9 protein-coding genes are annotated in these 12357 nt (G+C 69.6%); 7 read left to right on the plus strand and 2 right to left on the minus strand.

Translation table 11 applies throughout. The features are described from left to right. Nucleotides 1-7: 7 nt before the first annotated feature. From mreD to ACWD3I_RS02475, 6 genes are all read left to right on the plus strand, one after another. Nucleotides 8-688 carry a rod shape-determining protein MreD gene (gene mreD, locus ACWD3I_RS02450; RefSeq protein ID WP_046259910.1) on the plus strand — a complete coding sequence of 227 codons (681 nt, stop codon included), beginning with the start codon at nucleotides 8-10 and terminating at the stop codon, nucleotides 686-688. Between the two features lie 80 nt (nucleotides 689-768). Then, on the plus strand, nucleotides 769-3015 hold the full coding sequence (mrdA, locus tag ACWD3I_RS02455; RefSeq protein WP_365401124.1) for a penicillin-binding protein 2: 2247 nt from the start codon (nucleotides 769-771) through the stop codon (nucleotides 3013-3015). Then, nucleotides 3012-4208, plus strand: a complete 1197-nt coding sequence (gene rodA / locus ACWD3I_RS02460) for a rod shape-determining protein RodA (RefSeq protein WP_365401121.1) — start codon at nucleotides 3012-3014, stop codon at nucleotides 4206-4208. Before mrdA ends, rodA begins: the two co-directional genes overlap by 4 nt. A gap of 21 nt (nucleotides 4209-4229) precedes the next feature. Further along, nucleotides 4230-4838 (plus strand): hypothetical protein, encoded by a 609-nt coding sequence (locus ACWD3I_RS02465; protein ID WP_365401118.1) that lies wholly within the window; start codon nucleotides 4230-4232, stop codon nucleotides 4836-4838. 74 nt (nucleotides 4839-4912) lie between these two features. Next, nucleotides 4913-6412, plus strand: a complete 1500-nt coding sequence (locus ACWD3I_RS02470; protein WP_365401115.1) for a CYTH and CHAD domain-containing protein — start codon at nucleotides 4913-4915, stop codon at nucleotides 6410-6412. Between the two features lie 82 nt (nucleotides 6413-6494). After that, entirely contained in the window at nucleotides 6495-8468 is a 1974-nt protein-coding gene (locus ACWD3I_RS02475) for a TIGR03960 family B12-binding radical SAM protein (RefSeq protein ID WP_365401112.1), read from the plus strand. A 45-nt stretch (nucleotides 8469-8513) separates the two neighbouring features. On the opposite strand, the gene ACWD3I_RS02480 is transcribed toward ACWD3I_RS02475, so the two are convergent. Beyond that, entirely contained in the window at nucleotides 8514-9608 is a 1095-nt protein-coding gene (locus tag ACWD3I_RS02480; protein ID WP_365401109.1) for a glycosyltransferase, read from the minus strand. A gap of 152 nt (nucleotides 9609-9760) precedes the next feature. Here ACWD3I_RS02480 and ACWD3I_RS02485 point away from each other — a divergent pair, with 152 nt between their 5' ends. Further along, nucleotides 9761-11257: a glycosyltransferase family 39 protein gene (locus tag ACWD3I_RS02485; RefSeq protein ID WP_365401106.1), complete on the plus strand. Its 1497-nt coding sequence runs from the start codon at nucleotides 9761-9763 to the stop codon at nucleotides 11255-11257. A gap of 73 nt (nucleotides 11258-11330) precedes the next feature. Here ACWD3I_RS02485 and ACWD3I_RS02490 read toward each other — a convergent pair whose 3' ends face one another. Then, nucleotides 11331-12194, minus strand: a complete 864-nt coding sequence (locus ACWD3I_RS02490) for a hypothetical protein (RefSeq protein ID WP_365401103.1) — start codon at nucleotides 12192-12194, stop codon at nucleotides 11331-11333. Between the last annotated feature and the right edge of the window lie 163 nt (nucleotides 12195-12357).

Here is a 12357-nt window from a genome sequence, read left to right on the forward strand (position 1 = left end):
ATTCCCCTTGCGTGTCAACCGGATCCTGCTCTCCACCTCCCTCGTCGTCGTCGCCCTGGTCCTCCAGGTCAGCGTCCTGTCCCGGCTCCATCTCCCGGGCGCCGTCCCGGACGTGCTGCTGCTGACCGTCCTCGGTCTCGCGATGGTCTACGGCCATGTCGGCGGCGCCCTCGTCGGCTTCGGCGCGGGACTGCTGGCCGACCTCGCGCCGCCCGCCGACCACGCCGCCGGGCGCTACGCGCTGGTGCTGTGCGTCATCGGCTATCTGGCCGGGCTCGCCAAACCGGAGAACGGCAGACTCAAGTCGGCCACCGGCCCGATGCTCGTCGTGGTCGCCGCCGCCGTCGGCACGACCCTGCTCTACGCCGGTGTCGGCGCCCTCGTCGGCGACACCGCCGCCCGCCATGTCGGCCTCGGCAGCCTGCTGTTCACGGCCGCGCTGTACGACCTGCTGCTCGCCCCCTTCGTCGTCCCCGGGATCATGGCGCTCGCCCGCCGCGCGGAGAACGACCCCCTCGCGGAGACCAACACCTCCGCCAAGAAGGCCACCGACATCTCCTCCGGGTGGCTCTCCTCCGGCACGGGCCTGAAGATCGGCGGTCAGCGGGGCGGACTCGGCGCGCTGAAGACCAGGGCCCGGACCCGGACCGCGCGCGTCGGTCGCATCAAGGGGGTCAAGCGGCTGTGAGTGCGCGCGCGTCGGCGGGCCGCGTTCACAGGTTCGCCGTATATGACACGTACACACACTGAGAGGGGGCGGCAGCCGCAGTGACCAACATCCCCGAGACCGGTCGGACTCCACGGGTCCAGATCAGGCTCATCGTGATCCAGATCCTCGTCCTGTCCCTCCTCGGCACCCTCGGCGGGCGCCTGTGGTACCTCCAGATCCGCGAGGGCGACGAGTACGCGAAGGAGGCGTCCGGCAACCACGTCCAGCAGGTCGTGGAGCCCGCCGTCCGCGGCTCGATCCTCGACGCGCGCGGAGTGCCGATCGCCGACAACGAGACACGGCTCGTGGTCTCCGCCTCCCGCACCGACCTGCTGAAGATGAAGGACGACGGCAAGGCCGTCCTCACCAAGCTCGCCGGCGTCCTCGGCATGAAGCCGGCGGAGGTCATGCAGAAGGTCCGGCTGTGCGACGCCGAGACCCCCCAGCCCTGCTGGAACGGCTCGCCGTACCAGCCGATCCCCATCACCGACGAGGCCACCGCCAAGCAGGCCCTCCAGATCCGCGAGCGCGCCGAGGACTTCCCCGGCATCACCGCCGAGCCCGAGGCCGTCCGCCGCTACGCGAGCCCCGGCAAGGCCAACACCGCACAGGTCCTCGGCTATCTCTCCCCGGTCACCGACGAGGAGATCACCCAGGCCCAGGACACCGACTCGCCCTATCTGCGCTCCGACCAGGTCGGCCGCAGCGGCCTGGAGCGCGAGTACGACAAGGAACTGCGCGGCAAGGCCGGCGTCACCCGCTACGAGGTCGACAACCTCGGCCGCGTCATCGGCCAGGCCGCCAGCGACGAGGCGCAGCCCGGCTCCAATCTGGTCACCAGCATCGACGCCCGCGTCCAGCGGGTCGCCGAGTACGAACTGAACGACGCGATGAAGAAGGCCCGCGACGTCTTCGACGACAACACCGGCGAGAACTACAAGGCCGACTCCGGTGCCGTCGTCGTCATGGAGGCCAAGACCGGCCGCGTCGTCGCCATGGCGTCCAACCCGTCCTACGACCCGAACGCCTGGGTCGGCGGCATCTCCGCCAAGGACTACACCAAGCTGACGGGCAAGGACTCCAACTACCCGCTGCTCAACCGGGCCATCCAGGGCCAGTCGGCGCCCGGCTCCATCTTCAAGGTGGTCCCGACCGCCGCCGCGATCAACGCCGGGTACTCCTTCGACGGCCCCTACAACTGCTCGAGTTCGTACTCGATCGGCGGCCAGGTCTTCAAGAACTTCGAGACCAAGGGATACGGCCCGATCAGCCTCGGCCGCGCCCTGGAGGTCTCCTGCGACACCGTCTTCTACCGGCTCTCCCACGAGGAGTGGAAGAAGGACGGCGGCACCAAGCCGAAGAAGGACGCCAAGAACTGGTTCTACAAGACGGCCCACCAGTTCGGCCTCGGCGCCGAGACCGGCATCGACCTGCCCAACGAGGTCACCGGCCGCATCCCGGACCGCCAGTGGAAGATCGACTACTGGAAGGCCAACAAGGACGTCTGGTGCAAGACCGGCAAGAAGGGCGGCACGTACGCCGAGCAGATCGCGTACGAGAACTGCCTCGAAGGCAACCTGATGCGCGCCGGTGACTCCGTCAACTACTCCATCGGCCAGGGCGACACCCTCGTCACCCCCATCCAGATGGCCACCATCTACGGGGCGATCTCCAACGGCGGCACGCTCTACACGCCCTCCGTCGGCAAGGCCATCGTCAGCGCGGACGGCAAGGCCGTCGACGAGATCAAGCCCAAGGCGCACGGCAAGCTGCCCATAAGCCAGAAGACGCTGGCCGAGATGGACGACGCCCTCGCGGGCGTCGCCACCCGCGGTACCGCCGCCTGGCGGTTCGGCGGCTGGCCGCAGGACAAGATCCCGATGCACGCCAAGACCGGTACCGCCGAGGTCTACGGCAAGCAGACGACGTCCTGGTTCGCCACGTACACCAAGGACTACACGGTCGTCATGACCATCTCCCAGGGCGGTACGGGCTCCGGAGCCTCGGGCCCCGCCGTGCGCAACATCTACAACGCGCTGTACGGCGTCTCCGCCGACGGCACCATCAACAAGAAGAACGCCCTGCTGCCCACCCCGCAGAAGAGCCTCCCGAAGGTCCAGACGGACGGCACCATCAAGTCGCCGAAGGTCTCCAAGGACCCGGGCAAGGAGCAGCGGGTGACCCAGGAGGGTTCCCCCGAGCCCGACGAGACACAGCTGGCGGCGACCGTCGAGAAGCCGGCGACAGGCAACCGCAACACCCGCAGGCGGCGCCGCAGGCGAGGTAGCCGGAGGATGTGCACATGACCGGCAACAGCTTCTCCGTCTCCGGCTACGGGCCCGAACGGGCGGGCTGGACGCGGCTGTTCGCCCGCGACTCGCTCGCCCGCCGGCTGGACTGGCCGATACTGTTCGCGGCCCTCGCCCTGTCGATGATCGGCTCTCTGCTGGTCTTCTCGGCCACCCGCAACCGCACCGAGATCAACCAGGGCGACCAGTACTACTTCCTGTTCCGCCACCTCATGAACACCGGCATCGGGTTCGCCCTGATGATCGGCACCGTCTGGCTCGGCCACCGCGCCCTGCGCACGGCCGTGCCGATCCTCTACGGCGCCTCGGTGTTCCTGATCCTGATGGTGCTCACCCCGCTCGGCTCCACGGTCAACGGCGCCCACTCGTGGATCGTCGTCGGCGGCGGCTTCTCGCTCCAGCCCTCGGAGTTCGTGAAGGTCACGATCATCCTCGGCATGGCGATGCTGCTGGCGGCCCGGGTCGACGCGGGTGACAAGCAGTACCCCGACCACCGCACCGTCCTTCAGGCGCTGGGCCTGGCCGCCGTACCGATGCTCATCGTCATGCTGATGCCCGACCTCGGGTCGGTCATGGTCATGGTCATCATCGTGCTGGGCGTGCTGCTGGCCTCGGGCGCCTCCAACCGCTGGGTCTTCGGCCTGCTCGGCGCGGGCACGATGGGGGCGCTCGCGGTCTGGCAGCTCGGCATCCTGGACGACTACCAGATCGCCCGCTTCGCCGCCTTCGCCAACCCCAGCCTCGACCCGGCCGGTGTCGGCTACAACACCAACCAGGCACGTATCGCGATCGGCTCGGGCGGGCTCACGGGCTCGGGTCTGTTCCACGGCTCGCAGACGACGGGCCAGTTCGTGCCGGAGCAGCAGACCGACTTCGTGTTCACCGTGGCGGGCGAGGAGCTGGGCTTCGTCGGCGCGGGCCTGATCATCGTGCTGCTCGGTGTCGTCCTGTGGCGGGCCTGCCGTATCGCCCGCGAGACGACCGAGCTGTACGGCACGATCGTCGCCGCCGGGATCGTGGCCTGGTTCGCCTTCCAGTCCTTCGAGAACATCGGGATGACGCTGGGGATCATGCCGGTCACCGGTCTGCCGCTGCCGTTCGTGTCGTACGGCGGCACGTCCATGTTCGCGGTGTGGGTGGCGGTCGGGTTGTTGCAGTCGATCAGGGTGCAGCGGCCGATGTCGGCGTAGCGCTGCCGCAGGGGGAGTGGAATGGCGGACGAGTACGTGGCCGTGTGCCCGGTCGGCGAGGAACTGGTGAGCCGGCTGCTGGGGCTGGCGGAGCTGGATCTGGCCGACGCCGAGGCCGTGGCGGACCGGATACGCGAGGCCGGCTGGCCCGACTGGTCACAAGCGGTACGGGGGCCGGCGTACGAGGACACGCCGGACGTGCCCGACGCCACCCATGTCACCCCGGAGGGTCACTTCGTCACCGCCGACGGCGACGGCACACTCCAGCTGCCCTTCGCCTACCTCTACTCGGTCGACGGCGGCATCCTCGACGAGGACTGCTGGGGTCCCATACCCGGCTGGACCAGCCAGGAGGGCGCCTGGCGGCCGGAGTTCGACGCGCACTACGCCACCGTCGTCCAGCGCCTCACCGACCGGCTCGGCCTGCCGGACCACGACATCCGCCAGCCCAAGTACCACAGCCGGCACGTCAGCTGGCGTCTGGAACACAGCGTGGTGATCGTCGGGCAGGGCCCCGAACCGATGTCGTACCACCAGTTCGAGGACGCCCACATCCTCCTTGTCTCCCGGACGGCGAAGGACGCGCCGTTCCCGGAGGGCGAGGCGATGCGAGCGCTGGTCACCTCCTGATCTCCGGCAGTTCCCCCGGGATTCATGGTCGGCGCCCTCTGCCGTCGCGCCCCGACTGCGTCTAAGTTCAGTTCATGGCGGACACAAAGCGCGAGATCGAGCGGAAGTACGAGTCCGACGACAGCGGGCTGCCGGACCTCACCGGCGTCGCCGGGGTCGCAGCCGTCCTCGACAAGGGTGTCGCACAGCTGGACGCCACCTACTACGACACCCGGGGCGAACACCTCGCCGCGGCCTCGATCACCCTGCGCCGCCGCACCGGCGGCTCCGACGCCGGCTGGCATCTGAAGTTCCCCGTCTCGCCCGGCGTACGGGACGAGATCCAGACGGCCCTGTCCGACACCGTCCCGCGCGTCCTCACGGGCCTCGTCCGCTCGCGCGTCCGCGACCTCGAGCTGCTGCCCGTGGTCCGGCTGATCTCCGAACGGGACGTACGCCATCTCGTCGACGCCGACGGCGGGCTGCTGGCCGAGGTCAGCGTGGACGCGGTCCGCGCCGAGCGGCTCACCGGGGGCGACGGTGTCGCCCAGTGGACCGAGATCGAGGTGGAGCTCGCCGACGGCGGCGACCCGGCCTTCCTCGACAAGGTCGAGAAACGGCTGAAGAAGACGGGCGTACGGCCTTCCGCGTCGGCCTCGAAGCTGGCCCGGGCGCTCGCGGAGACCGGCGGGGTGAAACGGCGGAAGGCGGCCAAGAAGGCACCGGAGACCGCCGGGGACCACGTGATGGCCTACATCCGGGCCCAGCGGGACGCGATCGTCGAGCTCGACCCGGCCGTCCGGCGGGACGTGCACGACTCCGTGCACCGCATGCGCGTCGCCACCCGGCGGATGCGCAGCGCCTTCAAGTCGTACGGAAAAGTCCTCGACCGCACCGTCACCGACCCGATCGGCGAGGAGCTGAAGTGGCTCGCGGGCGAGCTGGGCGTGGACCGGGACCAGGAGGTGCTGGCGGAACGTCTGACCGCCGCCCTCGACGAACTGCCGCGTGCGCTGCTGGCAGGACCGGTCCGCACCCGGCTGCGCACCTGGTCGAACGCGCGGCACGGCGGATCGCGCCGCCGGCTGATCGCCGTACTCGACGGAAAGCGGTACCTGGACCTGCTGGCCACGCTGGACGCCGTGGTGGACGGGCCGCCGCTGCTGAAGGCGGCCGGCGGGCTGCCGTCGAAGGTGATCCCCAAGGCCGTACGCAAGGACTTCGGGCAGCTGACGGAGCTGGTCGAACGGGCGGTGGAGCTGTCGCCCGGCGCCGACCGGGACCTCGCGATCCACGAGGCGCGCAAGAAATGCAAGCGGACGAGGTATTCGGCGGAGGCGGCGTCCAAGGTCCTCGGCGAGCCCGCCGTCGACCTGGTCCGCTCGATGAAGTCCCTCCAGGGCCTGCTCGGTGATCACCAGGACAGCGTGATGACCCGCGAGGCCCTGCGCGACCTCGCAGGTCAGGCGCATGCGGCGGGGGAGAGCGGGTTCACGTACGGGGTGCTGTACGGGCGCGAGGAGCGGCGGGCCGAGCTGGTCGAACTGGACCTTCCCGTGACGTGGCCGTCGATCAAGGGCGCGATGGAGGTCTGAGCGGAAGGACGGGGGTGGTCCACGATCGCGTTACGCTAGATGGTCACCCCTGTCAGTCCAGCCCACCACGAAGGTTCGCGAGATGCCTGCCGAAGTCGCTGCGGCCGCCGAGTCTGTGTTTCCGCAGCTCGAAGCTCTGCTCCCGCATGTGCAGAAGCCGATCCAGTACGTCGGCGGAGAACTCAACTCCACGGTCAAGCCGTGGGAGTCCACCGACGTCCGCTGGGCGCTCATGTACCCGGACGCCTACGAGGTGGGCCTGCCCAACCAGGGCGTCATGATCCTCTACGAGGTCCTCAACGAGCAGGAGGGCGTCCTCGCCGAGCGCACGTACAGCGTGTGGCCGGATCTGGAGGCGCTGATGCGGGAGCACGCCGTCCCGCAGTTCACGGTGGACAGCCACCGGCCGGTGAAGGCCTTCGACGTGTTCGGTCTGTCCTTCTCCACGGAGCTGGGCTACACCAACATGCTGACGGCGCTGGATCTGGCGGGCATCCCGCTGGAGTCCCGCGACCGCACGATCGACGACCCCATCGTGCTGGCCGGCGGTCACGCCGCCTTCAACCCCGAGCCGATCGCGGACTTCATCGACGCGGCGATCATCGGCGACGGCGAGCAGGCCGTGCTCGACATGACGCGGATCATCCGCGAGTGGAAGGCGGAGGGCCGGCCGGGCGGCCGCGAGGAGGTCCTCTTCCGCCTCGCGAAGACGGGCTCGGTGTACATCCCGGCGTTCTACGACGTGGAGTACCTCCCCGACGGCCGGATCGGCCGTGTCGTACCGAACAAGTCCGGTGTCCCGTGGCGGGTGTCCAAGCACACGGTCATGGACCTGGACGAGTGGCCCTACCCCAAGCAGCCGCTGGTCCCGCTCGCCGAGACGGTCCACGAGCGCATGTCGGTGGAGATCTTCCGCGGCTGCACCCGCGGCTGCCGCTTCTGCCAGGCGGGCATGATCACCCGCCCGGTGCGCGAGCGCTCGATCACGGGCATCGGCGAGATGGTCGAGAAGGGCCTCAAGGCGACGGGCTTCGAGGAGGTCGGCCTGCTGTCGCTGTCGTCGGCGGACCACTCGGAGATCGGCGACATCGCGAAGGGCCTGGCGGACCGGTACGAGGAGGACAAGGTCGGTCTGTCCCTCCCGTCCACCCGCGTCGACGCGTTCAACGTGGACCTGGCCAACGAGCTGACGCGCAACGGCCGCCGCTCGGGTCTGACCTTCGCTCCCGAGGGCGGCTCGGAGCGTATGCGCAAGGTCATCAACAAGATGGTGTCCGAGGAGGACCTCATCCGGACGGTGGCGACGGCGTACGGCAACGGCTGGCGCCAGGTGAAGCTGTACTTCATGTGCGGTCTGCCCACCGAGACCGACGACGACGTCATGCAGATCGCCGACATGGCGATGAACGTTATCCAGAAGGGCCGCGAGGTCTCCGGCGCCAACGACATCCGCTGCACGGTCTCCATCGGCGGCTTCGTCCCCAAGCCCCACACGCCGTTCCAGTGGGCGCCCCAGCTCTCCGCCGAGGACACCGACGCCCGCCTGGAGAAGCTCCGCGACAAGATCCGCGGCGACAAGAAGTACGGCCGCTCCATCGGCTTCCGCTACCACGACGGCAAGCCCGGCATCGTGGAGGGCCTGCTGTCCCGCGGTGACCGCCGTATCGGCGCCGTCATCCGCGCGGTCTACGAGGACGGCGGCCGCTTCGACGGCTGGCGCGAGCACTTCTCGTACGACCGGTGGATGCGGTGCGCCGACAAGGCGCTGGCCGACTTCGGCGTCGACGTCGACTGGTACACGACGCGCGAGCGCTCCTACGAGGAGGTCCTGCCCTGGGACCACCTGGACTCCGGCCTCGACAAGGACTGGCTCTGGGAGGACTGGCAGGACGCGCTCGACGAGACGGAGGTCGAGGACTGCCGGTGGACGCCGTGCTTCGACTGTGGGGTGTGTCCGCAGATGGACACGTCCATCCAGATCGGACCCACGGGCAAGAAGCTGCTGCCGCTGACGGTGAAGAACGCTGCCTCGGCTCCGGCCGGGCACGCTCACTGAGGCGCGGGATTGTGGGGCCCTTCCCCGGCGGGGAGGGCCCCTGTTTCATACCGGCTCGGGGCGGGGTGCGCCCACGGCGAGTCGGTCGCGGGCGAAGTCGCGGTTGGCGGTGACGCGTTCACGGTGGGCGGCGGGCAGTTTTCCGCCGTCCAGGAGTTGCTCGCAGCACTCCAGTGACTCGCGGTACGCGCCCATCCAGTAGGCCGACACCGCCAGTTCGTCCAGGGACTGCCAGTCGTACCAGCCCTGTTCGACGAAGAGGATGTCGTCGGGCTGCGGGATCTCCGTCGCGCGTCGCGCGAACAGGTAGGCGAGCGGCCAGCGATTCCCCTGGACACGGCACAGGTGGGCGAGTTCGCCGAGCGGTTCGGCCCGGGTGGGCCGGTACTCGTGGGCCTCCAGGAAGCGGGTCATGACCTCGGGCGTCTTGCGCTTCAGCGTCTGGGCCAGGCGGGCGGCGTAGAGGCGGGCGCAGAACGCCTCCTCGGCGAAGCCGTCCATGGTCGCGCGCCGGTCGTAGGCGGCGAGAGCCTTCGCCGGTTCGTCGGCGTCGCGCCAGCTCTGGGCCAGGTAGAAGGCGTACCGGGCGTTGTCCGGTTCCTTGGCGAGACCGTCCTTCAGGATCGCGGCGTCCCGCAGGTACTTCTTGCGCTCACTGCCCTGCAACCGCCCGCCGCCGCCCATGATGACCATGCGCACGCCCTCCAGAGGCGCCCGGTCGAACCGGCCGTCGCACTCCAGGTACTCGTGCAGTACGCCGACGTACCGCCAGGGGAGCCGGGTCGACACCATCGTCGGGCGCCAGTGGACGACCGGGCCGTGGTGCACCGCGAAGTCGTAGCAGTCGTGGGTCAGTTCCGGCATGGTGAAGCCGGGGTCGGTCGCCATCACGTCGTCGGCGTCGATGAACAGGAGATAGCGCGCGCTCTCCCGCGCCCGTTCGATCGCCTCCGTGCGGCTCAGGTCGAAGCCTTTCCACGGGCTCTCGTACAGCGTTCCGGGCAGGCCGGCGAGTGTCTCGCGGATGATGTCCTGGGTTCCGTCGGTCGAGCCCGTGTCAAGGATCACCCACGTGTCGACGAGGGGGAGCACGGATTCGAGGCAGCGCCGGATCACATGCGCCTCGTTCTTGACGATCATATTAAGACAGACCGTTTTCATGGCTTTTTCTTTTCTCCGGCGGAAAGGGGCGGCTGGTGAATTTATCGAGCCTTGGCGGTCCGTACAAGGGGGCGCCGGTGGGTCGGGATGTATAAGTGGGGAGTTCCAGTCGCCGGACCGGAGATATTCCTATGGTAATCACCGCACAGCTCCCCACGGCTCGCGAAGAACCCCGGCCCGCCGATCCGGCCCGGTCCGCGCGGCGCGGGCCGATGCTGTGGCTCTGGCCGTTCGCCGTCGCCCTCGCCGTGGGGGGATACGGGATGACCGACTCCCTGCTGGGACGCGACGAACTGGTCACCTGGGACATGGTGGGCCGGGACGCCGGCCGGATCCTGGCCACGCTGGGAAACGTCGACGCCGTACACGGCACGTATTACCTGGTGATGCACGGATGGGTGGAGCTGTTCGGGGATTCCGTTGTTTCCCTGCGGCTGCCGTCGGTATTGGCGGTGGCGGGCGCGGCGGCCGTCATTGCTCTGATCGGGGACCGGCTCTTCGGATATCGCGCCGGAATTCTGGCCGGGTTTCTCTTCGCGATCTCGCCGGCGGTGAGCCGCTATGGCCAGGAAGCCCGCAGCTACGCTCTGGTGATTCTCGCGGTCGCCCTCGCCACGCTCCTGCTGCTGCGGGTGCTGGACCGTCCGCGCAGCCCCTGGCGATGGGCCGGCTACGCGGTCACGCTGATCCTGACCGGGCTGCTCCACTTGATCGCGCTGTCCGTCGTACTCGCCCACGCCTGTCTGCTCGTGGCTCATGCGCGGCAGGACCGCTCGCTGTGGTGGAAGGCCGCTCTGGCGCTGGCGGCGGTCGCCGGGTGCGTCGGCCCGCTCGTCGTTCTGGGCAGGTCCCAGGCCCAGCGTCAGCTGTACTGGGTGCCGGCGCCCGACGGCTGGGCCCTTCTCTCCCTGGCCCAGGGTCTGTTCGCCTCCGCACTGGGTGGTGGGGCCCTGACCGCCCTGGCTGTGCTGGCCCGCTCGCGGCACAGGGCTCCGCTGGTGCTGTGCGGGGCCTGGGCCCTGCTGCCGCCCCTTCTCGTCTGGGCCGCCTCCCACGGCGAGGTCTCCTACTTCCGCAGTGTCTACGTCCTCTTCACCCTTCCGGCCTGGGCCCTCCTGGCCGGTGCGGGGGTCGCCTCGGCCTCGCGTTCCTGGAAGACCGCCGCTGCCCTGGTCGCGACGCTGGCCGTGCTCACGCTGCCCGACCAGAGGCAGATGCGGCAGCCGTTCGAGCACGACGCCCCGGTGCCCCTCGACTACGCGGCGGCGGCCGATGTGATCAAGCGGTTCCACCGTCCCGGGGACGCCGTCGTCTACGACCGTGCCGACACCTGGAAGCTGGACGGCGGGGTGCAGTACTACCTGCCTCGCGACCTGAGGCTGCGCGATGTCTTCCTGGCGAGGACGCCGGCCGGGATCGACGACCTGTACGCGGTCCAGTGCTCCGTGCCGGACCTGTGCATCGAGGACGAGCAGCGCATCTGGCTGCTGACGCAGGGGACGGGGTTTCCCTTCAACTCCATCGACCCCGCGCAGGCGAGCGCCTTGCAGCGGCGGTACACGGTGTCCGAGAGCAGGCCGGTGACGGGGATGACGGTGAGTCTGCTGGAGCGCACGGACCGGCGGTAGACGCGGCAAGGGGTGTCCGGCAGTCGTGACGACCTGCGGGACACCCCTTGAGCCGGGCTCCGGGCGATCGGACCTACGGGACGACGGTCCCGCCGTTCACAGCGCCGATGGACGGCTGCCTGTTCACGAGGACCCAGGGGTTGGTGCCACAGTTCAGAGTGCGGTCACTGGTGACCACCGCGCACGTGGTCTCGTAGATCTGTCCGCCGGTGGTGATGACGTCGATCCGCATGTCCCCTTCGGCCTGGTTGCCCTGGGCGTGCCCCTCGACGGAGATCCCGCAGGCGTCCTGCGGGTAGCCGCGGTGCCCGGTGAGGTCGGTCCACAGGAAGGGCCCGGGGGTGGGCCCCGTGAGGTCACGGATACCGGCGTAGGTCCGGTTCGGGCCGCCCATGACCGGCGGGGTCAGCGCGGCCCGCAGCTCGAAGTTGTTGCTGTCCTGGGTGGAGTCGATTTCGACGCACGCGTTGGCGCCGGTGGCACCCGTCGCGCCGGTCGCCCCGGTCGCTCCCGTTGCCCCGGTTGCTCCGTTCGTGCCGTCCGCGCCGGTCGCGCCCGTGGCTCCCGTCGCCCCGTCCACGCCATCCGCCCCGGTGGCACCCGTCGCTCCCGTCGCGCCCTGCGGGCCGGTCGCGCCCTTCGGGCCGGTCGCCCCGGTGGCGCCGGTCGCGCCCTTGCACTTGTCCTTGGGCTTGGGCTTGGTCTCGGGGACGTACGACTCCGCGGCCGACCTCGACTTGTGAGGGCGGCAGCTCTTGCCCTTGCCCCCCTGCTGCGTGGCGGTCGGCTTGTCGTCGGACACGGAGGCGGCGGCCGCCGCCGTGGGCGAGACCACTCCGGTCGCGAGGACCAGCGTGAGGGAGGCCAGCATCCCGGCCTTCCGGAATCTCGAGCGGGCCAGCGGACCGAGCGGCGACGGTGTCTGTCGGGAACTCATAGGCATGCTCCTTTGCGCACAGCAGGCCGGGGATGTCCCGGCCTCAGTGCGAGGGTGACCCGAGCGCCCTACGACAGCGGCTCTGCCCTCGGGGAACGCGCCGTTGTGTAAGTAGGACGGTCTAACGAATTGCGGGATCCGGGTGAGCAGACGTGACGGCATC

Source organism: Streptomyces sp. NPDC002817, from assembly GCF_053592055.1.